Raw genomic sequence first — 23,925 nt, forward strand, 5'->3', positions numbered from 1 at the left:
TTCCGCGCGAGCCATGGACGGCTCGCCAAATCAGACGCGAAAGTGCCTGATTTGTAAGCAAAGACAAAACCACACTTTTGTCTTTGCGAACTGATTTTTGCCAGGAGGGCAATAAATCAGCATCTCCCTAGTGATCACTCTCCTTGCCCCACGGGTGCAGCTTGCTCGGGCTGATATACTCAACCTTGACGCTGGGAATAGGGGCGAGCTCCACTTCTACATGGTTGAATGGCATATCGGAATCCTCCACCTTTTCCTGCAGGTTGCCGGCTTCAGCGATAGCCAGAATCAATGCCTTACCGATCAGATTATGATCCATGGCGGCAAGGGCCTGATCCACATCAACATGTCCTGAGCCATGATGGTGAAAATGGACAAAGACCCTTGGGGGGATGCCCAGTTCGACGTCGACTTCGGTCAGGGTGTAGCCGGCTTTTTTCAGGTAGGGGAGTGTACTTTTGATGTCGCGGCTTACCCGCTCCAGCGACATTTCATTATTGATGACCTGAGACATTGCATCATTGGTCAGGCCAATGAAGTGTGTGAATGCCTCCAGATAGTTGCCACGGGCCAGCTCATCCTTCCATAAATAGCCGTGCTGACTTTCAATGGCCAGCTCAAACGATCGATAGATGGCCCATGATGACATGGTCAGAGCCAGGACGAGGATGATCATCGTCGTGCGTAAAAGTCGTTTGCGGTGATGGGCCCAGCGACTGCGGGGGCGCTGTGGGTGCCGGGGAGGGTGACGCAAAGGTTGGGATGATTGCCTGTGGTTGCCGGGAGTGCTGCTGTGCGGGGGGGGCTGGCCTGAGTCAGGAGCGCGTTCGCGAGATGGTTCACTTGTATCATGGTTCATGTCGATTGTCCTTTATGCGGTGCAATGATTTGAAATACATCCATTTATTGATAACGATAGTGAAGAGGGGCGGGTTCGGCAATGCTCTGCAATCCTGGCAGGGGGCGTACATGCGCTGTTTGCATTTATCATTTAAGCAGGCAGGTTTCGTGGTGGTCGGCCCTTAGAGGCTATCAAGACCATACTTTCAGAAATACCGGAGAGAAATTCATGAGCAGGCTGAGTTTGTTTGCAGGTACGGCTGCATTCCTGTGGGCATCATCATACGCCCATGCGGGCGTGATTACTTCGGCTGGCTCGACGACGGTCCAGCCAGCGATGAAGGCATGTGCAGTTGCGTATAAAAAGAGTCATGCTGATACACAGGTGATTATTGCCGGTGGTGGTTCCAGCAAGGGTGTGAAAACAGTAGGAAAGGGTAAGGTCGATATCGGCCGCGCCTCACGTGAAATCAAGGATAAGGAGCTCAAGGCTTTCCCTGATATGAAGACATTCAGGCTTGGTACGGATGGCGTCGCGATTGTGGTGAATGCTGAAAATCCGCTTACCTCGATTACTTCAGCACAGGTTGAACAGCTCTATAAGGGTGAAGTGAATAACTGGAAAGCCGTCGGTGGCGGAGATGGAGCGGTTTCACTGATCTCGCTGGGTAAGGTACATGGTACCTACGAGCTCTTTTCCGAGCACTTTCATCTGGAAGGCAACGAAGCGGATGGCACGCTGACCTTCGATAAGGGTAAGGCCTGGGTGGCATTTTCACAGGATGTTGCCCTCCAAAAAGTAGCGCATGATGTCAATGCGATTGCTTTTGCTTCTGTGGGTGTTGCTGCCGAGTACGTGCAGGGCGGAGGTTCTGTCCGCCTGTTGACTCTGGATGGTGTGGAGCCGACTGAGGCGAATGTGGCCTCCGGCAGCTACAAGCTTTCGCGTCCGCTGTTGATCATGACCAAGGGTGAGCCAACCGGAGAGGTGAAAGATTTCGTCAGTTATATGCAGGGTTCCGAGTGCCAGTCTGTCGTAAAGTCGCTCGGTTATGTCCCGGCCCGTTAATGCCACACAGACCAGAGGCGTAATTGAAATGATGAGCACGAAGGAGAAGGTAATGCGTAAAATGATGTCTGTGTTGTTGGCGGCAGGTATGGGTTTGATGTCAGCCAATGCATATGCGCAGGATAGTGATGCCAGGAGTGTGAACTTCCTGATTTTTGTAAAGACACAGCCGAACACTGAATTCGACCCGATCATGTTCGGTAACTTCAGTCAGTTCATCAAGGCCATGGACACTTCTCGCCTGTTGCTGTTGTCACACAGTGCGAAGTCGATTCATGGCGATGTCATCAATCTTCAGCAGGATGTGTTGAAGTATGGTGAGGGCGACAAGGTGAGTGATGTGGGTATCAACTGCCAGCTTGCTTTTGCAGCTGACAAGTCGGTGCCGACAGATGTGCAGTACAGCCTGAGTGGTGATTGCCAGATTATTGATCGTTTCAATGGCGAAGCCATGACGCTGAAGGCGCATATCCCGTCGACCGATCTGCCGGATGCAGCGAAGGGCACCGATGTGTGGATGGAGCTGTATGAGGATGGCAAGTCCGGCATCGCATTTTATGCCAATGTGAGCAAGAAATAACTTTAAACGTTCAGTCGTTCTCTTTTGCTTCAACTCCGAAGATCATCTTCGGAGTTGGCAAAAGGGGGGATCTGGCCAGAGTCATCCGCTCGTATGGCAAGCGTGTGCTGCTTGTGACCGGCGGTTCCTCATTTGACCGCTCAGACCTGTGCCAGACGCTGTTGAGCTCATTGCTGGCTCAGTTTGAACTCAGGCGTATCCGGGTGAGTGGTGAACCCTCTCCTCAGTTGGTGGACGACGCTGTTGCAGAGTTCTCCGTCTGGCAGCCTGATTGTGTGGTTGCGGTAGGTGGCGGCAGTGCCGTTGATGCTGCCAAGGCGATTGCCGGCTTATTGCCGACAGGGCACTCGGTGATGGATTACCTTGAAGGTGTGGGACGGGGTGAAGTCTATCGCGGACCATCGACGCCATTGATTGCCTTGCCTACCACTGCAGGTACCGGTGGAGAAACGAGCATGAATGCTGTCCTGTCACAGGTCGGTAGCCATGGCTTTAAAAAGTCCTTTCGGCATGAGTTGCTGGTCGCTAAAACCATCATTCTTGATCCGGAATTAACGCTGGCTTGCCCTGCCGATGTGACTGCGGCATGCGGTATGGATGCACTGACACAACTGCTTGAATCTTACCTTTCTACAACAGCATCAGTGATGACGGATGCACTGGCTCTGAGCGGGCTTGCCTGTGTGCGGGACTCGTTGCTAGCGGCAGTGGAGCAGGGGGATGATGTGTCGGCCCGTGCCGGAATGCTTTATGCATCATCAGTCTCGGGTTTGACGCTGGCTAATGCGGGGCTTGGCAGTGTGCATGGTCTTGCTTCACCGCTTGGCGCGTTTTTTCCTGTTCCTCATGGTGTGGTCTGCGGCACCCTGCTGCATGCAGCAGTCCGTCAGAATATGATGTTGCTAAAGGGTGTTCCCGATGGTGCGGCAGCGCTCGAGAAATATGCCGTGGCAGGGCGCCTGATGCTCAATCAGCCGCTGCTATCCGGTGACGAGGCGCGCGATGGTTTGCTTGCTTTACTGGCAACATGGAGCGAGCGCCTGGCGATGCCCCGCCTGTCAGCCTACGGTATCACGGATGACGATTTGCCCCGTATTGTCGCTCATGCCAGTGGTGGTATGAAAACCAACCCCGTTCGGCTGACCGACGAACAGGCAATAGAGCTGCTCCGGACAAGGCTGTAACAGCAGCGTAGCCGCTCATGTCATGCTTTGAATGGCATGCTGTTTCAACATTACGTATTGCTTATATTAGTGGAATCGAATATTCTTCGGCGCATGAATAGAATCCCTCAAGAAAAGATTGCCTCTGCCAGCGAAGGGTTGCGTGCGATTGCCCATGAGGTTCGCCTCTCGGTGCTTTGCCACCTGCTGAATGGCCCGATGTGTGTACAGGAATTAATGGAGGCGACGGGCGCAGCCCAGTCGAACCTTTCCCAGCATCTTGCGAAAATGCGCATGATGGGCGTGATTTGCAATGAAAAGCGCGGTCAGCAGGTTTATTACAGCATTTCAAACCCTGCCTTTGCCGATCTGGTACATGCATTGCAGCATATCTATTGTCCGGAGCGCTGTTCGATCAAGGGGCGTCCTGAATGAGTCCCTTTTTTTTGTCTAAAACATCATCTTTTCGTTATGTCCTAATATTGTCCGGTGTGATGGGATTCTCATCGGCTGCGGCGGCTGAATCTCTCACTCTGCAGCAGAGTGTTGCTATGGCGCTGAAGCAGAACCGCCTTCTTGCTGCCGATCAATACCGGGTGGATATGGCCAGGGCCGGTATGGATGAAGCCAACGGTTACCTGATGCCCAGGGTGGATGCCAGTTACTCTGCCATGCGCAGCAACTCGCCCATGACGGTGTTCGGTTCCAGATTGTTACAGAAGCGGGTGACCAATGCCGATTTCGTGCCGGCAACCCTGAATCATCCGGCAGCCATCAATAATTATCAGCCAAGACTGACCCTTTCCATGCCGTTGTATCAGGGGGGGGCGCTGTGGGCTGGTCGCAGGCAGGCCGAGCAGGGTGTGGCTGCCAGTAGCAGTCAACACGACTGGATGAGGCAGCAGCTGATGTTCCAGACGATTCAGACCTATATGGCCTGGCTGAATGCGGATGCGCAGCTGCAGGCTGCCGAGAAGACGCTCGAAGCCTCCGGTCGTTATCTTAATAATGTGATTTCCATGCACAAACGCGGCCTTTTGATTGAATCGGATGTGATGGATGCAGAGGTGCACCGCTTGCAGAGTGAAGTGCGCGTGAATCAAAGTCGCAATGCCGTAGCCGAAGCACGTGATATGCTCGCGCGCTTGACCGGCGTGGATGCAGATCAGCTGACGCAGCCGATTGCTGCCCCTGAATTTCAGCAGCCGCAGCTTTCCGGCGAAGCGCTGACATCTGCAGCTCTGGAAAGCAGGCCGGACCTGAAAGCACTGCAGGCGCAGCTTGAGGGCAGCAGGGCAGGGGTGGATAAGGCCCGCTCTTCGTTTTTGCCGCATGTGGCTGTGCAGGCAACGCAGGAGTGGAACAATGCCAATCCTTCAGTGCGCAATGGTAATGCCACCGTTTCTGCTGTTGTCAGTATGAATATTTTTGCCGGTGGTTCCGATCGTGCTGTCGTCAGCCGTCAGGAGGCGGATGCCGCTCGCCTGTCGCTTGAGCTTGATGACAAGCGCCAACAGATCGGTAATGAGGTTAGAGAAGCGGTCAGGCAGCTGACAGAGGCACAAAAGCGCAGTAAAACCGAATCGCGTGCGATGAAGCAGGCCGAGGAATCGCTGCGAATTACCGAACTCAGGCATTTGCAGGGACTGGAAAAGACTTCCGATCTTCTCAATGCGCAGAGTCGGGCGGATATGGCGCGGGCTGAGGCTATTCGTGCCGGTTACGATGTCAGCGTTGCAAAAGCCCAATTGATGCTGTTTACCGGGCGGTTGGGTGAAGAGAGCCTTATGGCTGCTGCCGGTCAGATGAATGAAGATGTGAACGATAAGGGGAACGTACAATGAGGCAGACCGCAGTCATGCTTACCATTGGTTGGCTGTCACTTGTGCAGTTGACCGGCTGCTCGGATGAGCAAAAACAGGTTGCAGGTATACCGCCGGTCCAGATGTCTGCACATACACAGACACTGAATGCCGTGATTCTGCCGCAGCATTATCATACCAGTGGTACCGTCAGTGCCGATCACAAGGTATCAATCAGTTCACGTCTTTCCGGCTATATCCGGAATATCAAGGTGCGTGAGGGAGACCATGTCAGCAGTGGTGAGCTGTTGTTTGATGTCGACCCGGTTGATGCACGTCAGGCCTATGCCCAGGTGAAGGCTGATCTCGCTGATGCAGCGGCAGACCTGAATCGTTATCGCAGCCTGCTTGCGGATCATGCTGTCAGTCAGCAGCAGTTCGACAAGGTTCGCCTGCGCCATGAAGTGGCTCAGTCGCGTGCCGTACAGGCTGAAAACCAGCTGCAGTATGCCGAGGTGCGCTCTCCTGTCAGTGGAATTGTCGTAGAAAAGCATGCAAGCAGGGGTGATCTGGCGACGCCTGGACAGCCATTGCTGGTGCTTGAAGATCCTTCAAGCTTGCTGGTCGAAACCTATGTTTCAGAACAGTTTATTGCCAAAATACACGAGGGCGATGTGGTGCGCGTCAATGTCACCGGTCTCGGTAAATCAATCGATGGAACCGTCCGTCAGATCGTCAAGGCTGCCGATCCGTTGTCGCACCAGTTTCTGGTGAAGATTGCACTTGCCGTCGACAGCGGTGCCTACTCCGGTATGTTTGCCGAGGTATCTTTTGCAGTCGGTGAGCGTGCAGCCATTGTCGTGCCTGAAGCTGCACTGGTGCAGCGTTCGGGTCTGATCGGTATCTATGTGATGGATAGTCAGGGAATTGCCCACTATCGCCAGCTGAGGGGCGGAGAGCACCTGGCCCAGGGTGTCGAAATTCTGGCTGGTCTCAATGATGGTGACGTGGTTGCCTGGCGAGAGGATGGCGGCCTGCGCAGCGGTGCGCTGGTAAAGGCGGAGTAACCCCGTGAGCCAACATGATATCAAGGGGCTGAACATTGCCGGCCGGCTTGGCGCTGCCGCGATGGGAACCAGCCTGACTCCGATTATTAGCATTCTGATTTTCGTCATCGGTCTTGCCGCTTTGATGCTGACACCGCGTGAGGAAAATCCGGTCATTGATGTGCCTGCCGCCAATGTCATTGTCAAAATGCAGGGGGCAAGCCCTGAAGAGGTGCAAAACCTTATCGTCCGTCCGCTGGAGATGATTCTCGGTGAAATGACCGGTGTCGATCATACCTATGGCGCGGCCATGGACTCCATGGGTGTGGTTACCGTTTCATTCAAGGTGGGTGAGGATAAGGAAGCGAGTCTTGTCAAACTCTATGACCGGATGATGCATAACCTTGACCGAATTCCTCCGGGAGCCTCTCAGCCATTGATCAAGCCGCTGGATGTGGATGATGTACCCGTGTCAGTGATTACGCTCTCCACGCCGGATATGGACGGCCTGGCTCTGAAGCGTCTGGCTGAACGTGTGCGTGAACAACTGGTGCCGCTTGAGGGGGTTTCAGTTGCCGATATTGTAGGTGGCCGTGACCGTGAGATCCGTATCGATCTGGATCCGACCCGCATGACAGCATTCGGTATTACACTCGATCAGCTGCATCAGGTACTCAGTGCCGCGAACAGTGGTGGTTCCGTCGGTGAGCTGGTGGGGGGCAACCATGTCAGCAAGGTATGGCTTGACGGATATCTCAAGTCGGCCACCGATGTCGGGCGCCTGATTGTCGGCCAGGCCGATGGCAAGCCGATTTATCTGCGCGATATCGCCACGATTGTCGATGGTGCAGCCGAGGTAGAGCAGTACCACCGCATCGGGTTCGGTGCGGCCAGCAGCGGTTATAGCAATGAAGAGCGGCCGGCTGTTTCCATTGCACTGGCCAAGAAGCGCGGAACGAATGCGGTATTTGTGACCGAGCGTATCCTGAACAAGCTTGATACCCTCAAGGGCGATCTTATTCCCGATAATGTCCAGGTCACCGTGACCCGCGACTCAGGCGAGAGGGCTGATGATGCGGTGAATATGCTGGTCGAACATCTTGGCATTGCTATCGCATCGGTCATTGTGATCCTGCTTCTTTTCCTTGGCTGGCGTGAAGCGGCGATTGTGACGATGAACATTCCGCTGATTCTGTTCATTGTGCTTGCCGTGGGGCTGCTGGCTGATCAGACCATCAACCGTATTACGCTCTTCGCATTGATTCTTGCGCTCGGTTTGCTTGTGGATGATGCCATTGTGGTGATTGAGAATATTCATCGCCATCTGCATCACGGTGTCCGTGACATGAAGGATAAAGCCCGCCTGATTATCCGGGCTACCAATGAGACCGGTAAACCCACGATCATCGCGACGATTGCTGTCATTCTCGCCTTTATCCCGATGGCTTTTGTGACCGGTATGATGGGACCATATATGGGGCCGATCCCGTTTAATGCCCCGATTGCGATGGCTGCATCGCTGGTGATTGCCTATATGTTCACGCCGTGGATTGCCCAGCGCTGGCTGCCATGTCGTATTACCGAGCTGACGATGGAGGAGAAGGATGAGGCCTCCACCGACTGGGTGCATCGTGCCTATATGCGTATGGCTGTGCCGCTGATTGAGAAGCGCGGTGTACGCCGTCTGTTCTGGCTGGTTGTGCTGCTGTTGTTTGCCTTTGCCATGTGGGAACCGGCATGGCAGTTCGCGCGTCCGCAGGGCATTAACGGCCCGCTGACCGCAGGCACTGTCGAGCTGAAAATGTTGCCCAAGGGCAATAACAACACCTTTAATATCACCATCGATATGCCGGAAGGTTCAACCCTTGAGCAGACCGATGCGATGACCAGACAGGTGGCCGATGTTGTGCGTGCTCACCCGATGGTGACCGATTATGAGGCCTATGTCGGCCAGCCCGGTCCGATCGACTTTAATGGCATGCTGCGTGGTGCGGCCCTGTTCAGGCACAGCCCTTATCAGGCCGAGATTCGCGTCAATCTGGTCGATAAACAGAAGCGCAGTATTCGTTCGGACGAGATCGTGCTGCAATTGCGCAAGGCGCTGCAGCCGGTGATTGAAAGTGCACCGCGAGCCAGCATCAAGCTGGTGGAAGATCCGCCAGGGCCACCGGTGCGGGCAACACTGCTGGCCGAGATTTACGGACCTGACTATCCGACCCAGCGGGCGATCGCGGCAAAGGTGAAAGATCGTTTCGCCCAAACCTATGATGTTACCGATGTCGATGACTCGGTTGGTGAAGCCCAGACACAGGTGAATATTGTAGTCGACAAGGAGAAGGCTGCCCGTCTTGGCGTGGCGACAAGACAGGTCGAGCTGGCGCTGCATGATTTCCTTGCCGGCTATGGTGCCGGTGCCATTCATGTCGATGACTCCAGACACCCTGTGATGCTGCATGTGCAGTTGCCACGGGCGCTGCGTGCCAATGCGGATGACCTGAGTCGTATTTATGTCAGTGGTCGCAATGGTGCAGTTCAGCTCTCCTCCATCGCGAGCGTGGAGAATGCCGAAGCCAACCTGCCGATATTCAGCAAGGATTCGCATCCGGTTGTCTATGTCACGGCTGAACCGGCTACCGGCTCACAGGTATATCCGCTGCTGGATATGGACGGCTATCTCGACGGCAGTGAAGTTGCGCCGGGTGTGAAGCTGAAGACCGGTGGTATGCACTTCACCGATACAGAGCCGGAAGATACATTCGGCTATCACATGCTGTGGGATGGCGAGATGCGTCTGACCCTGGATGTGTTCCGTGATCTCGGAGCGGCATTTATCGTCGGCCTGATTCTGATCTATCTGCTGATGGTGGCATACTATGGTGAGTTCATCCTGCCCATGCTGGTGATGGCGCCGACAGCACTGACCATGATCGGTATTTTCCCCGGTCATCTGATTACCGGTCAGCCATTTACGGCAACATCGATGATCGGAATGATTGCACTGGCCGGTATCGTCGTGCGTAACTCACTGCTGCTGATCGACTTTATTCTCGATTATCGCCGTCAGGGCCATGATGTGAAAGAGGCTGTACTGGAAGCAGGGGCGGTGCGTGCACGTCCGATTCTGCTGACGGCGCTGGCTGTGATTGCCGGTACCTCGATTATGATTTCTGATCCGGTATTCGGTGGTCTGGGTGTGTCGATGGCATTCGGTACACTGGCGGCTACGGTACTGACGCTGTTCATTATCCCGATGATTTATTATCTCTGGCAGAAAGACAAGCCATGGCGCGGTGCCCGGGAGATCTAGTTTCATCGTTTTACACCATTTTATTACAAGGAGTTTTACCATGACAATCCAGCGTGCCATTCGCATTATCGCCGGCTCATTTATTCTGCTTAGCCTTTATCTTGCCTACCGTTATAACGGTGTTGAACTGGGCGAGCCAACCTGGCTCTGGTTTACCGCCTTCGTTGGCGCAAACCTGTTGCAATCAGGTTTTACCCAGTGGTGTCTGATGGAGGTGATTCTTGCCAGGCTCGGTATGAAGCATGGTTGATGTTCTCACTATCCATGCCGGCCCTGAAGGAGCAGCACGATGACACTGAATGAATTTATGCAGCAAAATGCGGTCTATATCTTTATGGCTTTACTGATCGCCTGGATGCTCTGGCAGCGGGTGATTGCACCTCGCATGTCCGGTGTGAAGAACATGTCCGCATCCGAATATTTTGCCATGCGCGATGAGCCTCATACGCTGGTGGATGTGCGCTCGTCCGGCGAGTGGACTGGCGGCCATGCGCCCAATGCCGTGCATATTCCACTGGGAGAAATTAACAATCGCAAGGATGAGCTTCCTGCCGGCAAACCGGTGGTGGTGATCTGCGCATCCGGTAATCGTTCGGCGATGGCGGCGACCGCGCTGGCCAAATCAGGCATCTCACCTGTATACAACTTTTCAGGTGGCATGGGTGCCTGGAGGGGGGCAGGTCTTCCCGTCAAGGCCGGTCGTAAATAATAAATCAAGCAGCGGAGTGGATAGAGTGAAACGTATATTGTTGACGATTGCGACCCTTGTGATGATGCCGTTCATGACCAGTGCTTGCGGAATGGGTGAGCAGACACCGGAAGGTTATGAGAATGTACCTGTCGAGCATGCCATGCAGCAATGGAAAGAGGGCATGATGCCGTTTCTCTTTCTGGATGTCCGCTCACAGGAAGAGTATGCACAAGGTCATATTGCCGGTGCCATGCTGATTCCGGTTGATGAGCTTGCCGGACGTATGAACGAAGTGCCGAAGAATCGTCAGGTCTATGTTTACTGCCATTCCGGCAAACGATCCGCGCGTGCATCGGCATTGCTGGCAAGCCATGGATTTACCCGTATTGAAAATATTGTCGGTGGTATTGAGGCCTGGAAGCAGGCCGGATACCCGGTGGAGAAGTAAGCATGGTTGACTCAATTGATGTAAACAAACTTTATCCGCTGTGGCAGGCATCCCGGGAGAAGGGGAAGGCAATCGAGCTGATTGATGTTCGTTCTCCTGAGGAGTACAGCTCCGGTCATATTCCCGGTGCTCGTCTGATTGCATTGCATACCTTGATGGCAAGGGTGGATGAGATACCGGATTCAGGGCAGGTGTTCCTGGTTTGCCGATCAGGGGCCCGCTCGGCTCAGGCGGCTGACTACCTCGCCCGCCAGTGTGGTCGTCGTAACCTGATTAATGTTGCCGGTGGTACCATGGCCTGGATTGCGGCCGGTTATCCGGTCGAGCGGTAACCGATAGCCGCAAGATAAAAAGGCTTGCGTGACAATGTCACAGAAGCTTTAATATCATAAAATTAGAATACGCTCACTTCACAGGAGGAGGTGTATATAATGAAAGCAAATGTTGGTGGTATCGACAGAATATTAAGGCTGGTCGCAGGCGTTGCCCTGGTTGTTTTCGGCATCGTCGGAGGGCTGGCATCGCCATGGAATTTTGTCGCTATGGGGGCTGGTGCTGTGTTTGCATTAACGGCACTGATTCGTTTTTGCCCGCTTTATCCGATTCTCGGCATTAATACCTGCGCTGACAAATAGAGTTGTGATACGGGCCATGCGAAACATCAGTCGCCTTGAGCGTTCTGTCCGCCTCTGGTTCGGGTTGGCGATGATTGTCGGCTGTATTCAGGCCGGTTCATTGCTGCCATGGTCTGCGATCGGCCTGATGTTGGTGCTGACGGTGATTGCAGGGTTTTGTCCGATGTATGCGATGGCAGGTTTCAGAACACAAATCTGTTGCTTGCGTAGCTGAAAGTTGATTGAAGTTTTACAGGGTGGCCGGCTATGCCGGCCACCCTGCAAGTTTTTTCGTGCAGGTATAACCGCAACACCAAGCGTCTGCACGAAAAAAAGGGGCGAGGAGGGGCCTGCCTCCTCGCCTTATTCTGCCAGCAATGGCAGCCATTATACAGGGGGACGTTTGTAAAGAGCCCCGAAAAGGAGAGGAGATATATGGCACATGTGGTCATTATAGGAGCGGGAATCGGGGGCATGCCTGCTGCTTATGAAATGAAAGACGCCCTGAAAAAACTTGGCGGCCAACATGAGGTTACTGTTGTATCGAATGTTGATTACTTCCATTTCACCCCGTCCAACCCCTGGGTTGCCGTCGGCTGGCGTGACAAGGAGCAGATCAGCTTTGCTTGCTCACCATACCTGAACAAGAAAGGCATTAACTTTCTATCCTGCGGTGTCGATGAAATTCTTGCTGATGAAAACCGTCTCCGCCTGGGTAATGGCCAGTTTCTGGATTATGATTATCTGATCGTTGCAACCGGTCCCCGACTCGCATTCGAGCTCGTTGAAGGCATGGGTCCGCAGGGACATACCCATTCAATCTGCCACGTAGATCATGCCGTGGAAGCACATAAGGCATTCGAAGAGTTTTGTAAAAATCCCGGCCCGATTGTAGTCGGTGCTGTCCAGGGTGTTTCCTGTTTCGGTCCTGCCTATGAATATGCAGCGATTCTCGATACCGAGTTGCGTCGCAGAAAAATTCGCGACAAGGTTCCAATGACCTTTATTACACCGGAGCCATATATCGGCCACCTTGGTCTGGGTGGTGTTGAAGATTCCAAATCGATGCTTGAGTCCGAGCTGAGAAAGCGCGACATCAAATTTATTACTAACTGCAAAACCCTGAAGGTACATGAGCACAGCATTGATTATGAGGAGCTGGATCGTCACGGTGCCGTGATTGCATCAGGTTCGCTGCCGCACAAATATGCCATGTTGATGCCTCCATTCCGCGGCGTGGGTCCGGTTGCCAACTGTGAGGGGCTGGTCAATCCGCTTGGTTTTGTCACCATCAACGAATTCCAGCAGAACCTGAAGTTCAAGAATATTTATGGTACAGGTGTGATCGTGGCCATTCCGCCGATTGAAACGACACCGGTGCCGATTGGTACGCCAAAGACCGGTTTCATGATTGAGACCATGACCACAGCCATTGTGCATAACATCATCCATGATCTGAAGGGTGAAGCACCGGAGAAGTCAGGTACCTGGGGAGCCATCTGCCTTGCTGACTTTGGTAATGGCGGAGTGGCGCTGATTGCCTATCCGCAGATTCCGCCACGTAATATGGTATGGGCCAAGAGCGGAGCCTGGGTGCATGTTGCCAAGGTCGGCTTTGAGAAATATTTCATGCGCAAGATGAAGACCGGTGTTTCCGAGCCGTTTATGGAGAAGGCATTCCTCAAGCGTATGGGTATTGAGCGTCTGAAATAATGCGTATGCGTATTGGTTATGACGGAGGCTGCCGATTTACGGCAGCCTGCCGTTCCCATGAACTGATCATTGATCAGCCAACAGACAATGGTGGTAGTGATGAGGGAATGACACCACCGGAACTGATGGCTGCCTCGCTTGCCGGCTGTGTTGCATTTTACGTAGCCCGTTACTGTACGCAGGCCGGTATTGATACCACTGGTCTGGAGGTAGGCTGTGACTGGACGGTGGCTGAAGATGCGCCCAGGCGTATTGGCGTGTTTACTGTCGAGGTTGATCTTCCGTCTGTTCCCGAGAATCGCAGAAAAGCGGTTGAGAGGGTGGCGAACCAGTGTCTGGTGCATGCAACGCTGATGCATCCGCCTGTGATCGATGTCGTACTGAAATAAGCATGGTGATTGCTTCCGGCTTATGACGCATCCTGAGCCGGAAGTGATTTCCGATTGTTACCGGTTGGTGTCGGTAAGGATGCATGTTGCCAAACAAGGATGGGGGCTCTGCGATGAATGACTGGGAAGGGCGCTATCAGCGCGGTGAAACAGGTTGGGACAGAGGTGGTGCGAGTGCTGCCCTGACACATCTGTTGAAGTATCTTGAGCCTGGTGCCCATATTGTGATCCCCGGTTGCGGGCGAGGGCATGAGGTGGTTGAGCTGGCCCGGCAGGGTTATCGTGTCACTGCCATTGATGTGGCGCCTTCTGCCATTGCTCATCTGCAGCAACAACTTGAGCAGGCAGATCTGCATGCGGAGTTGATTACCGGTGATTTGTTCGATGTTCGACCTGATCAGCCATTCGATGCGGTGTACGAGCAGACCTGCCTTTGTGCCATTGCCCCGTCACAACGGGATGCATATGCCAGCTGGTTGCATCAGGGCTTGAGCGATGGAGGGCTGTTGTTTGCCCTGTTTATGCAAACAGGTTGTGCCGGAGGACCACCGTATCATTGTGATCTTCTGTCGATGCGGCAGCTGTTCGATCAGTCACGCTGGCACTGGCCGGACCATGAGCCACTGCTTGTTCCCCACAAAAACGGCCGCTTTGAACTGGCTTATGCATTGAGAAAAAAGGCGGATGGCAATGAGTGAGTCCCCGCAGGTTTACCCATGCCTGCAATGCGGAGTGCTTAATCGCATCCCTGCAGGTGTCTCGATGGGTTCCATTCGCTGTGGCCGCTGTAAAAAAGATGTGTTTCCGGCCCATGCAGTTGCAATCACTGATGCGAATTTCACTGATCGGATCATGCATTCGCCATTGCCGGTTCTGGTGGACTTCTGGGCGGCTTGGTGTGGTCCATGCCGTATGGTCGCGCCGGTTCTTGAAAAGCTTGCACAGCAATTTCACGGGCAATTGCTGGTGGCCAAAGTGGATGTCGATGCTAATCCGCAGCTTTCCTCCCGTTTCCAGATTCGCTCGATTCCTACCATGATGTTTTTCCGGAATGGCAAGACCGTTGATACGATGCATGGTGCCTTGCCGGAAGCCGAGCTTAGAAATTATTGCCTTCGGATGTTGCAGCAGAGCTAAGGAAGCGCTGATTCATTCGGCGCTTCCGAGCGAGCCATGGACGGGCGCCACAATCCGGCAGGATAGCCGGATTGGACGGCTTTGCCGCCGCCAGGTGAGCTGCAGGATGCAGCGAATCAAATCAGACGCGTAAGTGCCTGATTTGTAAGTAAAGACAAATCCACGCTTTTGTCTTTGCGAACTGATTTTTGTCAGGAAGGCAATCAATCAGCATCTCCTTAAGTCGCAAGTGATCGATTGCCAAGTCTAATCTGTTGCAGGAGAAGTGCGGGGCCATGCACTCTATAAGACTGCAATACCATCTTATTCGATTCTGCTAACCTGATTGAATGCATGATAAAAGTGTCCGGCTGTGATGATGGTATGCATCCGCATTAACATCATCAGGCTGCCCGGCCCCAACGTTCGGACTTTGTTTGTTTTCATCGGGAGTGTGCCTGGCATTTCGAGGCAGATTGGTAACGACATGATGTGGAGCAGGGTACCATCAATCGTTTTTCATGTATTCCATGAACGTGGTATCCAGCTATTGCTTCGTTTACAAAAAATCTTTTAAATATATTCCATTTTAGAATCAAGTAATTAACACGACTTCTGGCCATTCTTCAGGGCAATGGGTGAAGAAATAATAACATAATTATAATATTAGACTTGCATAATATAATTATCTTAATAGGGTGCGATCTATGATGATGGAGTACATATGAGTCACTCTCTTGCCAAAGAACTGGGATGGATACTGGTAATCAAAGTTATCGCTATCGCGCTGATCTGGTGGTTGTTCTTTTCTGAAACCCATTCGTTGATAGAGCCCGCGGCTCATATCTTAAATTAAAGGAGAACCCGATGGATGCATTGATAGATGTTTCCCGATTACAATTTGCCTTTACAGCATTAACGCACTTTCTTTTTGTGCCGTTGACGCTGGGATTGTCGCTGATGCTGGTGACAATGGAGAGTCTTTACGTAATCACCAATAAGCAGATTTACAAAGATATGACCCGTTTCTGGGGTAAGCTGTTCGCGATTAACTTTGCCATGGGAGTGGTGACCGGCCTGACGATGGAGTTCCAGTTTGGAACCAACTGGGCTTATTACTCACACTATGTCGGTGATATTTTCGGAGTGCCACTGGCCATTGAAGGCATGATGGCGTTCTTTCTTGAATCGACCTTTGTCGGCCTGTTTTTCTTCGGCTGGGATCGTTTGAGTAAAGGCAAGCATCTGATGGTGACCTCGCTTGTCGCCTTCGGTTCAAATTTGTCAGCTCTGTGGATTCTGATCGCCAATGGCTGGATGCAGCATCCGGTCGGCATGACATTTAATCCGGATACCATGCGTACCGAGCTCTCCAGCTTTTCCGAGCTGCTCTTTAATCCGGTTGCACAGGTCAAGTTTCTGCACACGCTCTCTGCCGGCTATCTGACCGGTGCTGTCTTTGTGCTGGCGATCAGTGCCTGGTATATGTTGCGCGGCCGTGATCTGGAGTTTGCCCGTCGCTCATTTGCTGTTGCAGCAGGTTTCGGTCTGGTGGTTTCGGTTTCAGCGATCATGCTGGGGGATGAGTCAGGTTATCACGTGGCTGAGTATCAGCCGGAAAAGATGGCTGCGATTGAAGCGGAGTGGGAGACTGAGCCTGCACCGGCAGCCTTCACCGTGGTCGGTTTCCCGGATGAAGCAACGAAAACCACTCACATGGCCATTCAGATTCCGGGGGCGCTCGGTCTGATTGGTACCCGCTCACTGGATAAGCAGGTGCCGGGCGTGGTCAATTTGATTGAGGAAAATGAAGGGCGTATCAGGGATGGTATGATTGCCTGGTCGGCGTTGCGTGAGATGCGCAAGGGCGACAAGTCGGATGAAACCCGCGCACTCTTTGATGCCCATCAGGATAACCTGGGCCATGCGCTGTTACTGAAAAAGTATACCGATGATGTGGCCACAGCGAGCGATGAACAGATTCAGCAGGCTGCACGCGATACCGTTCCGGCTGTGGCTCCGATGTTCTGGACGTTCCGGATTATGGTTGCGATCGGTATGGGTCTGTTTTTGCTGATGCTCTGGTCCTTTATTGCGGCAAGAAAGGGTGGGCTTGAACAGCGTCGGGGCTTGCTCTGGATCGCATTGCTTGCTCTGCCTCTGCCATGGGTTGCTGCTGAGCTCGGCTGGTTTGTGGCCGAATTCGGACGTCAGCCATGGACCATTTACGGCATTCTTCCTACCCATCTCAGTGCTTCCAGCCTCAGCTTTGATGAGGTGAAGAACAGTCTGATTGCGTTTGCGCTGATGTATTCATCGCTCTTTGCGGTGGAAATGTTTCTGATGGTCAAATATGCACGTCTGGGCCCAAGCAGCCTGCATACCGGCCGTTATCACTTTGAATCATAGGAGATCATGATGGAGTTTCTTGATTACGAAAGTCTCAGGTTTATATGGTGGGCACTGGTTGGAATACTGTTGATCGGATTTGCCATTATGGATGGATTCGATCTTGGTGTCGCTATGGTGCATCCGTTTATCGGGCGCAATGATGGTGAACGTCGGGTACTGATGAACAGTATCGGCCCGACATGGGATGGTAACCAGGTATGGCTGATTCTCGGTGCCGGTGCTGTACTTGCGGCATGGCCCACCGTCTATGCTGTCGCCTTTTCAGGGCTTTACGCAGCGTTGCTGATCGTGTTGTTTTCACTCTTTCTGCGTCCGGTCGCCATCGACTATCGCAGCAAGCTTGAGAACAGTACCTGGCGATCATTCTGGGACTGGAGCCTGTTTGTCTCCGGTGTAGTGCCTGCGCTGATTTTTGGCGTCACTTTCGGTAACCTGTTGCAGGGCGTTCCATTCCATTTTGACGATACCATGCGCAGTTTCTATACCGGTACACTGGCAGAGCTGCTCAATCCGTTCGCCTTGCTGGTGGGGCTGGTCTCGGTAAGCATGCTGGTGATGCAGGGGGCATCGTTCCTGATGATCAAAACAGAAGCTCCGATCTATCAGCGCGCTGCAGTGACAGCCAAAATTTCAGCATTGTTGACGGTGATCCTGTTTGTGGTCGCCGGCTACTGGGTCGCCAGTGGTATTGACGGATATCAGGTGGTTTCCGGTCTGAGTCATAACGGTCCGTCCAACCCGTTGCTGAAAGAGGTAAGCATGGTGACAGGCAGCTGGATGAACAACTTCCAAAGCGCTCCGGCACTCTGGATTGTACCTGCACTGGCCGTGATCGGGGCACTGGCTGTGATTGTGATCAGGCGTGATGGCCTGCGCTTTATTGCCAGCGGCATCAGCGTCGCCGGTGTGGTCGCCACTGCCGGTGTAGCCATGTTCCCGTTTGTACTGCCATCCTCAACCCATCCGGCTCAGAGTCTGACGATGTGGGATGGCTCCTCCAGTGAGCAGACCCTTTATCTGATGCTTATTGCGGCACTGATATTTGTACCGTTGATCCTCGCCTATACCGCATGGGTGTTCCGTGTACTGCGCGGGCGTGTCACGGTTGCGCACATCCGTGAAAATGATCATGCAGTGTATTGAGTCAAGGAGACGAATATGTGGTATCTGATTTGGTTGATGGTTGCAGCACTTGCCGTTTATACCGGCGTGAAGGCTGGAAGCAGAATGTAATGATCATCTGTCGCCTCAGGCTTGTCGCATGCTTGTAACGATGGTTCTTGCGCCGCTGATCGGTGTCTTGCTGGCCCTGTTCGGTGCCGGAGGCGGCATGATTACCGTGCCGTTACTGGCCTATGGCGTGGGGTTACCAATCAAGGTGGCCATTGCCGCAAGCCTGTGGATTGTTGCATCGGTCAGTTTGGTGACGGTGTTACGAAAACGGGCCTGGCAGGTGATACGTCCCAAACTGCTGCTGGTATTTGCCATCGGTGGTTTTAGCGGCAGCTGGATCGGATCATATGTGGGGCTGGCGATCCCTGATCAGCTGCAGAGTGTGCTGTTCGGTATCCTTGTACTGTTTGTTGCCTGGTGGATGCGCCGGGCAACAGCAGTACAGGCAAGCGGTACGGATGGATTTGTTTGCCGCTGTTTCAGGACATTCATACTGGCATTGGTATTGGGTATCGTCACGGGTGTACTGGGAGTGGGGGCCGGCTTTCTTATTGTGCCGGCGCTGATCTGGCTCGGCATCTCAGATTTCAGGGTGGCGGTGGCGCACTCTCTGGTGGTGATTACCCTTAATGCCACCGTTGCCGGTATCTCATACCTCGGTCACATCGATCTGGATGTGGCACCGGTTCTGTTGATTGCGGCACTGGCAGCTGCCGGCAGCCTGATCGGATGCCGGTTTGCCGGTCACTTGCCGGAGCCCGCCTTACGGTCCGGCTTTTCGCTGCTGCTGTTGATCGTCGGAGCAGGGATGTTATTGGCACCTCTTGTCAGGCAGCTGACCTGATGAGGGAATATTCAGTTCAGGGGAATGACAATATGCGCGAATGTGAAACATATTCAGCAGCTGTCAGGCGGATGCCGCGACAGCCGGATCGATGGGGTCAGCCGTGAGCTTGCAGGTCAGGTTATTCGGCTGGTTGCACTGCCCCTCTATGGCCATGCTGATCGTGGCTGCGATCATGCTCGGCATCATGCCGGTATTTCCCGAGCCGCATCTGCTGGAAAAATTGCGTATGCTGATGCATGGCCAGCTGGTTCGGCCGATCGATATGTTTGATCTTCTCTGGCATGGCTGGCCGTTGTTGTGGATTGCGTTGCGGCTGCTGACACCGGGGGCTGCAGGTTACTGCCGGGTAAGGACATAGTGTGATGGATACACTGCTTGATATATCACTATTTTTGCTCATCGCATGGTTGTGCTGGCGGGGGTATAACGGTCGGCAGAGCTGGCTTCGCATGATTCCCTACCTGATATGGCAACAGTGCCAGGGCAGGGGAATGATTCGACAGCTACTCGTTTTCGCACCGGTCGTGGTTGGCTGGCTGTTACTGTGTCACTGGCTGAATGCGCACGGTTGGCATGCCACCGGCGCCGGCGGTATGCTTTTTGCCATGACGCTCGGGCTCGATGCGATGCGCAGTGCTGAAGAACGACAGAAAATGGGGAATCAACAATGAATCATATGCGCCTGATCACCGCCTCGACGTTATTTTTTCCGCTGACGGCCTATGCCGATCCACTGGACAAAGGTGAGGCCTATACCACCCGGCAGGGGCCGCCTGAGTGGATGGATAATATAGACCTGACACTTTTGATTATTGATTACGGGATTTTTGCCCTGATGCTGATCGGGATGGGCTGGTTGTTGTTCAAACGACCGCACTATTTTCTCAAGGCTGAAGCGCTGCTGAAGAAGCCGTTTGCCGCGATCTTTGCGCTGGCTTCACGTTCCGGAACGGTCACCGGCTTTATATTGCAGCTGGTGGGGGGGCTGCTTTCATTCGCCGCCCTGGCTGCGTGGGTCTTTTTCTGCCAGTGGTTAAAATCAAAGGGACTGGGAGCATTCTCGATGATCGGGCTGGCGCTGATGGCATTGATGCTGGTACGAATGATTAAGGGTAATGAGAAACCCCGGCCGGTGTCATGATGCGGGACTGACATGCCTCTGTCGCATCACAGCGATATCTGCCAGATGATCGATCAGGCCTGGCAGCGCCATAAAGCGGAGCTTCGGCACTGGCTTTTATCCCGTCTTGGCAATGCAGCTGATGCCGACGACCTGTTACAGGATGTGTTTGAAAGGGCCATGCGACAGGGCGAGTGCTTTGGAGATATCAACAATGCCCGCGCCTGGCTATTCCGTGTGGCGCGCAATGCACTGGTCGACCATCTGCGCCTCGATCGCTCTCACATTGCACTGGACGATCATATTGTGGCCGAAGAACCGGAAGTGGATGCGATCGATACATTATCGGTGTGTATCCCGCGAGTCTTGTCAGAAATGTCGGATGAGGACCGGCAGATCATTACCCTGTGTGATCTCGATGGTATGACCCAGCAACAATTTGCAACATTGATGAATATTTCGGTTGCGGCTGCCAAGTCCCGCTTGCAACGGGCCCGCAAACGTATGCGGCAACAGCTGGAGTGCGCATGTCAGGTTCGTTTGAATGATGCGGGCAATGTCTGCTGCTTTGTGCCAAGGCCGCCATTGAAATAATTCTGCACCCTTTGGCGCTGTCGTTCGTCTACAGATTCAGGCGAGGGTAATGTGATGACGATGTTATACCAACATATTTCCGCCCGTTTTCTGGCATGGGGCAACAGCTGTATGACCGGGCATACGACGCTGCTGTTACTGCTGGCCGGGCCATTGTGGTTGCTGATTTACCTGAATCTGGCTTTGGCGGCAGATACGCTGGTTGCGCTTCTGCCCATCGAACCCCATTCACATCTTGCTGAAAGCCTGCGCTTCTTTGTATATGAAACGCCCAAGGTACTGATGTTGCTGACTGCCATCGTGATGATCATGGGGATGGTCAATACATGGTTTACGCCGGAACGGACGCGCGCCATGTTATCCGGTCGTCATGAGGGGATGGGTAATATGCTGGCGGCCCTGCTTGGAGTGGTCACGCCGTTCTGCTCCTGTTCGGCAGTGCCACTGTTTATCGGTTTTGTACAGGCAGGGGTGCCCCTCGGTGTAACCTTCTCGTTCCTGGTTGCAGCGCCAATGGTCAACGAAGTGGCATTGACGCTTTTGTTTGCGTTGCTCGGCTGGAAGGTCGCACTGCTCTATATGATACTGGGACTTTCCATCGCTATGGTTGCCGGCTGGATCATGGGTCGCATGCATATGGAAGTATATCTGGAGGATTGGGTGCGTGACATGGCCCGTATCTCTGCTGATTTCAGAGCAAATGAAATGACACTGGCGCAGCGTCTGCATGCAGGCATTGCCGCGATGAAAGATATCGTCGGGCGTGTAGCTCTCTATGTTGTAGCCGGTGTTGCGGTCGGTGCCGGTATTCATGGTTATGTACCGCAAAGTGCTATGGCCACACTGATGGGGGCGGAGGCCTCCTGGTGGTCGGTGCCGGCAGCGATTCTGGTCGGTGTTCCCATGTATGCCAATGCTGCCGGTATCGTTCCTGTCGTAGAGGCCCTGCTCAGCAAGGGGGCCGCACTTGGGACGGTTCTGGCCTTCATGATGAGTGTCATCGCTCTCTCGGTACCTGAGATGGTGATTCTGCGCAAGGTTTTGAAGTTACGGCTGATTATGCTGTTTGCAGCCGTTGTTGCCGGTGGCATTTTATTGGTCGGCTATGTGTTTAATGCTGTGCTATAAACTGATGCTGATGTGTTAGCCACCTGCCGGACAATCAGCATCTCCCTAAGGAGGTAAGCAATGAAACAGTTCAGGGTACTCGGCAGCGGTTGTGCCAGCTGTAAACAGACCATGGCCATGATTGAACAAGTGGCTGCACAGCGTGGCGTGGCGATTGGGCTGGAAAAGGTTGAATCGTTGCAGCAGATCGTCGCTTACGGTGTGCTGTCGACACCGGCGGTGGTGCTTGATGGTGTGGTGGTGCATGCCGGCGGAATCCCTGCCCGGGAACAGGTTGAGCAGTGGCTGGCATAAAAAATATTGAATGAAAGGAGCGTAAAATGAAAACATCCATTTGGATATCCGTGGCAGCAGCCTGTGTACTGGCGCTACCGGTACATGCAGCAGAATCGATGGGGCCGGGTATGATGCACGGCATGGGTATGGGCATGGGTATGCAGGGGAAAATGCAGGCGGATAACCGTATCTCGCTGGGATTGAAGGGGCCGCAAAAGCAACATCAGCTGGCCAATATGCGTGCGCATCTGGAGGCAGTCAGTGATATTGTCGATGCACTCTCTCGTGGTGAGTTCGATCAGGCATCGGACACGGCCAGCCGCAAGCTCGGGATGACACCACAAATGAAAATGATGTGTAACAGCTTTAAGCAGGATGATTTTCGTACGCTCGCGTTTTCATTCCATGAGAGTGGAGATGAATTGGCTAAAGTGTTGAAGACCCATGATATGTCGGCATCCCTGCAGGCACTGCGCACCACCATGCAGTTTTGTACGACCTGTCACAGCACCTATCGCCAGTAACGATGTGAATGGTTCAGTCATGGCAAAGTGATTCGGGCATCATGCCCTCGCCCTGCGGACGGCCTTTGGTCGTCCAATCGGTTTCCTGCCTATTTGTCACGTTTTGCCAGGATGGCGATCAATCGTCGCTTTATGTGGGTATGGTGGCCGCCACACGCCGGCTGAAGGTAACCACTCAATGCGCTATGTATGGATTTTACTCTGCGTAACTCTGTGTACTTAGCGGTGAAAGGGGTTTAAATGACGGACTCTCTTAATGCGATGGCCCTGGTGGTGATGGTCTGAATCGTTGACAATCGGCAAGGCCATCCGTGAGCATATCTGCAACTTAATATGTCGGAATGACATAAAGAGATGTTGAGGGCTGGCCTTCTGCCAGTCATCCGCATGCAAAGGTAACGTTGCCTTTGCATGACATCAGGCACTTGCTTGCGCGAGTTTGCAGGTCGTTCGTGGCCCGCACGGAAGCTTCTGCCAGTGGCTTTTCGTCATAAGAGCATTCGAATATCGTCAGCATGCTGGCCGACAAGGAATAACGGATTAGTGAAAATACTTGTAGCGACCGTGGAAAAAGAGGTTTATCGGGGTGAAGCATGCTCGGTAACGGCCCCTAGTGTGGGCGGTGAAATCATGGTGATGAAAAATCATGCTCCGCTATTGGCTGTTTTGAGGCCCGGGGTGCTGCGTATCGATTGTCCACCGGGCGGGGATTGCCCTTACGGACGACGTGATGAGATGGTGATTGTAGGTGGATATATCGAGGTACAGCCTGATGCTGTCACCGTACTGGCGGATGCGGTGGAACGAGCCCATGAGATCGATGCCAAACGAGCCGAAAAAGCAGTTCGTAAAGCCCGTGAGGCCTATCAGTCTGCTCCAGCAGATGATCATGAGCGCCTGCTGCTTGAGCTGGAGGTTGCGCTGGCACGCCTGCATCTGGTGATGATCAAACGATGATAACCGTTCTCCCTGTATTGGCGGATGCTTACAGCCATGTCGGGGCAGAACCTTGTGCCATACCAGCAAGGCCATAGCGGCAGCGATCTGTGCACACCATACTGCTGATTTGGCTG

Annotated in this window: 30 protein-coding genes; 29 read left to right on the top strand and 1 reads right to left on the bottom strand. The window is 53.4% G+C overall.

What is annotated here, in order from left to right; translation table 11 throughout:
- Positions 1-127 precede the first annotated feature (127 nt).
- A complete protein-coding gene (locus tag FEF65_RS10980; RefSeq protein ID WP_138239869.1) occupies positions 128-676 on the bottom strand; it encodes a hypothetical protein in 549 nt (182 codons plus the stop codon).
- Between the two features lie 393 nt (positions 677-1,069).
- Between FEF65_RS10980 and FEF65_RS10985 the strand changes: the two genes are divergently transcribed.
- From FEF65_RS10985 to atpC, 29 genes are all read left to right on the top strand, one after another.
- Positions 1,070-1,909 carry a phosphate ABC transporter substrate-binding protein gene (locus tag FEF65_RS10985; protein ID WP_138239870.1) on the top strand — a complete coding sequence of 280 codons (840 nt, stop codon included), beginning with the start codon at positions 1,070-1,072 and terminating at the stop codon, positions 1,907-1,909.
- A 52-nt stretch (positions 1,910-1,961) separates the two neighbouring features.
- Positions 1,962-2,489 (top strand): hypothetical protein, encoded by a 528-nt coding sequence (locus tag FEF65_RS10990; RefSeq protein WP_138239871.1) that lies wholly within the window; start codon positions 1,962-1,964, stop codon positions 2,487-2,489.
- Between the two features lie 44 nt (positions 2,490-2,533).
- A complete protein-coding gene (locus tag FEF65_RS10995) occupies positions 2,534-3,673 on the top strand; it encodes an iron-containing alcohol dehydrogenase (RefSeq protein WP_238701368.1) in 1,140 nt (379 codons plus the stop codon).
- A 93-nt stretch (positions 3,674-3,766) separates the two neighbouring features.
- Positions 3,767-4,087, top strand: a complete 321-nt coding sequence (locus FEF65_RS11000) for an ArsR/SmtB family transcription factor (protein WP_138239873.1) — start codon at positions 3,767-3,769, stop codon at positions 4,085-4,087.
- Between the two features lie 59 nt (positions 4,088-4,146).
- Positions 4,147-5,496, top strand: coding sequence for a TolC family protein (locus FEF65_RS11005; RefSeq protein ID WP_238701360.1), 1,350 nt, complete (start codon positions 4,147-4,149; stop codon positions 5,494-5,496).
- A complete protein-coding gene (locus FEF65_RS11010) occupies positions 5,493-6,521 on the top strand; it encodes an efflux RND transporter periplasmic adaptor subunit (RefSeq protein ID WP_138239875.1) in 1,029 nt (342 codons plus the stop codon). The genes FEF65_RS11005 and FEF65_RS11010 overlap by 4 nt, the downstream gene beginning before the upstream one ends.
- Before the next feature lie 4 nt (positions 6,522-6,525).
- Positions 6,526-9,807 (top strand): efflux RND transporter permease subunit, encoded by a 3,282-nt coding sequence (locus FEF65_RS11015; RefSeq protein WP_238701361.1) that lies wholly within the window; start codon positions 6,526-6,528, stop codon positions 9,805-9,807.
- A 40-nt stretch (positions 9,808-9,847) separates the two neighbouring features.
- On the top strand, positions 9,848-10,057 hold the full coding sequence (locus FEF65_RS11020; protein ID WP_138239876.1) for a YgaP family membrane protein: 210 nt from the start codon (positions 9,848-9,850) through the stop codon (positions 10,055-10,057).
- Between the two features lie 39 nt (positions 10,058-10,096).
- Positions 10,097-10,516, top strand: coding sequence for a rhodanese-like domain-containing protein (locus tag FEF65_RS11025; protein ID WP_138239877.1), 420 nt, complete (start codon positions 10,097-10,099; stop codon positions 10,514-10,516).
- Positions 10,517-10,541: 25 nt separating this feature from the next.
- A complete protein-coding gene (locus tag FEF65_RS11030; RefSeq protein ID WP_202978150.1) occupies positions 10,542-10,946 on the top strand; it encodes a rhodanese-like domain-containing protein in 405 nt (134 codons plus the stop codon).
- 2 nt (positions 10,947-10,948) lie between these two features.
- Entirely contained in the window at positions 10,949-11,278 is a 330-nt protein-coding gene (locus tag FEF65_RS11035) for a rhodanese-like domain-containing protein (protein WP_138239878.1), read from the top strand.
- 99 nt (positions 11,279-11,377) lie between these two features.
- On the top strand, positions 11,378-11,581 hold the full coding sequence (locus FEF65_RS11040) for a YgaP family membrane protein (RefSeq protein ID WP_138239879.1): 204 nt from the start codon (positions 11,378-11,380) through the stop codon (positions 11,579-11,581).
- Between the two features lie 16 nt (positions 11,582-11,597).
- Positions 11,598-11,795 carry a YgaP family membrane protein gene (locus FEF65_RS11045; protein ID WP_138239880.1) on the top strand — a complete coding sequence of 66 codons (198 nt, stop codon included), beginning with the start codon at positions 11,598-11,600 and terminating at the stop codon, positions 11,793-11,795.
- Positions 11,796-11,995: 200 nt separating this feature from the next.
- Complete coding sequence (locus tag FEF65_RS11050) at positions 11,996-13,273, top strand: NAD(P)/FAD-dependent oxidoreductase (protein ID WP_138239881.1); 1,278 nt, start codon at positions 11,996-11,998, stop codon at positions 13,271-13,273.
- 5 nt (positions 13,274-13,278) lie between these two features.
- Positions 13,279-13,662, top strand: a complete 384-nt coding sequence (locus FEF65_RS11055; RefSeq protein WP_238701362.1) for an OsmC family protein — start codon at positions 13,279-13,281, stop codon at positions 13,660-13,662.
- A 113-nt stretch (positions 13,663-13,775) separates the two neighbouring features.
- Complete coding sequence (locus FEF65_RS11060; protein ID WP_138239883.1) at positions 13,776-14,360, top strand: methyltransferase domain-containing protein; 585 nt, start codon at positions 13,776-13,778, stop codon at positions 14,358-14,360.
- Complete coding sequence (trxC, locus tag FEF65_RS11065) at positions 14,353-14,799, top strand: thioredoxin TrxC (RefSeq protein WP_138239884.1); 447 nt, start codon at positions 14,353-14,355, stop codon at positions 14,797-14,799. Before FEF65_RS11060 ends, trxC begins: the two co-directional genes overlap by 8 nt.
- 703 nt (positions 14,800-15,502) lie before the next feature.
- Complete coding sequence (gene cydP, locus FEF65_RS13815; RefSeq protein ID WP_420813986.1) at positions 15,503-15,634, top strand: cytochrome oxidase putative small subunit CydP; 132 nt, start codon at positions 15,503-15,505, stop codon at positions 15,632-15,634.
- A gap of 11 nt (positions 15,635-15,645) precedes the next feature.
- Positions 15,646-17,187 carry a cytochrome ubiquinol oxidase subunit I gene (locus FEF65_RS11070; protein WP_138239885.1) on the top strand — a complete coding sequence of 514 codons (1,542 nt, stop codon included), beginning with the start codon at positions 15,646-15,648 and terminating at the stop codon, positions 17,185-17,187.
- 6 nt (positions 17,188-17,193) lie between these two features.
- Positions 17,194-18,333 (top strand): cytochrome d ubiquinol oxidase subunit II, encoded by a 1,140-nt coding sequence (gene cydB, locus FEF65_RS11075; protein ID WP_161984407.1) that lies wholly within the window; start codon positions 17,194-17,196, stop codon positions 18,331-18,333.
- Between the two features lie 118 nt (positions 18,334-18,451).
- Positions 18,452-19,207: a sulfite exporter TauE/SafE family protein gene (locus tag FEF65_RS11080; protein ID WP_138239887.1), complete on the top strand. Its 756-nt coding sequence runs from the start codon at positions 18,452-18,454 to the stop codon at positions 19,205-19,207.
- A gap of 103 nt (positions 19,208-19,310) precedes the next feature.
- A complete protein-coding gene (locus FEF65_RS11085) occupies positions 19,311-19,568 on the top strand; it encodes a hypothetical protein (protein WP_138239888.1) in 258 nt (85 codons plus the stop codon).
- Between the two features lie 4 nt (positions 19,569-19,572).
- The gene (locus FEF65_RS11090) at positions 19,573-19,881 is read left to right on the top strand and encodes a hypothetical protein (RefSeq protein ID WP_138239889.1); all 309 of its coding nucleotides are present in this window, start codon (positions 19,573-19,575) and stop codon (positions 19,879-19,881) included.
- Positions 19,878-20,351 carry a hypothetical protein gene (locus FEF65_RS11095; protein WP_138239890.1) on the top strand — a complete coding sequence of 158 codons (474 nt, stop codon included), beginning with the start codon at positions 19,878-19,880 and terminating at the stop codon, positions 20,349-20,351. The genes FEF65_RS11090 and FEF65_RS11095 overlap by 4 nt, the downstream gene beginning before the upstream one ends.
- 12 nt (positions 20,352-20,363) lie before the next feature.
- Positions 20,364-20,924, top strand: coding sequence for a sigma-70 family RNA polymerase sigma factor (locus FEF65_RS11100; RefSeq protein WP_138239891.1), 561 nt, complete (start codon positions 20,364-20,366; stop codon positions 20,922-20,924).
- Positions 20,925-21,035: 111 nt separating this feature from the next.
- Entirely contained in the window at positions 21,036-22,052 is a 1,017-nt protein-coding gene (locus FEF65_RS11105; protein ID WP_138239954.1) for a permease, read from the top strand.
- Positions 22,053-22,112: 60 nt separating this feature from the next.
- Positions 22,113-22,346, top strand: a complete 234-nt coding sequence (locus FEF65_RS11110; protein WP_138239892.1) for a thioredoxin family protein — start codon at positions 22,113-22,115, stop codon at positions 22,344-22,346.
- Positions 22,347-22,372: 26 nt separating this feature from the next.
- Positions 22,373-22,852 (top strand): cytochrome c, encoded by a 480-nt coding sequence (locus tag FEF65_RS11115; RefSeq protein WP_138239893.1) that lies wholly within the window; start codon positions 22,373-22,375, stop codon positions 22,850-22,852.
- A 543-nt stretch (positions 22,853-23,395) separates the two neighbouring features.
- Positions 23,396-23,809, top strand: a complete 414-nt coding sequence (gene atpC / locus FEF65_RS11120; protein WP_238701364.1) for an ATP synthase F1 subunit epsilon — start codon at positions 23,396-23,398, stop codon at positions 23,807-23,809.
- The last annotated feature ends 116 nt before the right edge of the window (positions 23,810-23,925 follow it).

The organism is Mariprofundus erugo (genome assembly GCF_005818865.1).
Lineage (GTDB): Bacteria > Pseudomonadota > Zetaproteobacteria > Mariprofundales > Mariprofundaceae > Mariprofundus > Mariprofundus erugo.

Excerpts from the sequence above, each read along its gene's own strand:
- FEF65_RS10980 (WP_138239869.1), bottom strand. The coding sequence starts at position 676 with ATGATCATCCTCGTCCTGGCTCTGACCATGTCATCATGGGCCATCTAT.
- FEF65_RS10985 (WP_138239870.1), top strand. The coding sequence starts at position 1,070 with ATGAGCAGGCTGAGTTTGTTTGCAGGTACGGCTGCATTCCTGTGGGCA.
- FEF65_RS10990 (WP_138239871.1), top strand. The coding sequence starts at position 1,962 with ATGCGTAAAATGATGTCTGTGTTGTTGGCGGCAGGTATGGGTTTGATG.
- FEF65_RS11000 (WP_138239873.1), top strand. The coding sequence starts at position 3,767 with ATGAATAGAATCCCTCAAGAAAAGATTGCCTCTGCCAGCGAAGGGTTG.
- FEF65_RS11005 (WP_238701360.1), top strand. The coding sequence starts at position 4,147 with ATGGGATTCTCATCGGCTGCGGCGGCTGAATCTCTCACTCTGCAGCAG.
- FEF65_RS11010 (WP_138239875.1), top strand. The coding sequence starts at position 5,493 with ATGAGGCAGACCGCAGTCATGCTTACCATTGGTTGGCTGTCACTTGTG.
- FEF65_RS11020 (WP_138239876.1), top strand. The coding sequence starts at position 9,848 with ATGACAATCCAGCGTGCCATTCGCATTATCGCCGGCTCATTTATTCTG.
- FEF65_RS11025 (WP_138239877.1), top strand. The coding sequence starts at position 10,097 with ATGACACTGAATGAATTTATGCAGCAAAATGCGGTCTATATCTTTATG.
- FEF65_RS11035 (WP_138239878.1), top strand. The coding sequence starts at position 10,949 with ATGGTTGACTCAATTGATGTAAACAAACTTTATCCGCTGTGGCAGGCA.
- FEF65_RS11040 (WP_138239879.1), top strand. The coding sequence starts at position 11,378 with ATGAAAGCAAATGTTGGTGGTATCGACAGAATATTAAGGCTGGTCGCA.
- FEF65_RS11045 (WP_138239880.1), top strand. The coding sequence starts at position 11,598 with ATGCGAAACATCAGTCGCCTTGAGCGTTCTGTCCGCCTCTGGTTCGGG.
- FEF65_RS11050 (WP_138239881.1), top strand. The coding sequence starts at position 11,996 with ATGGCACATGTGGTCATTATAGGAGCGGGAATCGGGGGCATGCCTGCT.
- FEF65_RS11055 (WP_238701362.1), top strand. The coding sequence starts at position 13,279 with ATGCGTATTGGTTATGACGGAGGCTGCCGATTTACGGCAGCCTGCCGT.
- FEF65_RS11060 (WP_138239883.1), top strand. The coding sequence starts at position 13,776 with ATGAATGACTGGGAAGGGCGCTATCAGCGCGGTGAAACAGGTTGGGAC.
- trxC (WP_138239884.1), top strand. The coding sequence starts at position 14,353 with ATGAGTGAGTCCCCGCAGGTTTACCCATGCCTGCAATGCGGAGTGCTT.
- cydP (WP_420813986.1), top strand. The coding sequence starts at position 15,503 with ATGAGTCACTCTCTTGCCAAAGAACTGGGATGGATACTGGTAATCAAA.
- FEF65_RS11070 (WP_138239885.1), top strand. The coding sequence starts at position 15,646 with ATGGATGCATTGATAGATGTTTCCCGATTACAATTTGCCTTTACAGCA.
- cydB (WP_161984407.1), top strand. The coding sequence starts at position 17,194 with ATGATGGAGTTTCTTGATTACGAAAGTCTCAGGTTTATATGGTGGGCA.
- FEF65_RS11080 (WP_138239887.1), top strand. The coding sequence starts at position 18,452 with ATGCTTGTAACGATGGTTCTTGCGCCGCTGATCGGTGTCTTGCTGGCC.
- FEF65_RS11090 (WP_138239889.1), top strand. The coding sequence starts at position 19,573 with ATGGATACACTGCTTGATATATCACTATTTTTGCTCATCGCATGGTTG.
- FEF65_RS11095 (WP_138239890.1), top strand. The coding sequence starts at position 19,878 with ATGAATCATATGCGCCTGATCACCGCCTCGACGTTATTTTTTCCGCTG.
- FEF65_RS11100 (WP_138239891.1), top strand. The coding sequence starts at position 20,364 with ATGCCTCTGTCGCATCACAGCGATATCTGCCAGATGATCGATCAGGCC.
- FEF65_RS11105 (WP_138239954.1), top strand. The coding sequence starts at position 21,036 with ATGACCGGGCATACGACGCTGCTGTTACTGCTGGCCGGGCCATTGTGG.
- FEF65_RS11110 (WP_138239892.1), top strand. The coding sequence starts at position 22,113 with ATGAAACAGTTCAGGGTACTCGGCAGCGGTTGTGCCAGCTGTAAACAG.
- FEF65_RS11115 (WP_138239893.1), top strand. The coding sequence starts at position 22,373 with ATGAAAACATCCATTTGGATATCCGTGGCAGCAGCCTGTGTACTGGCG.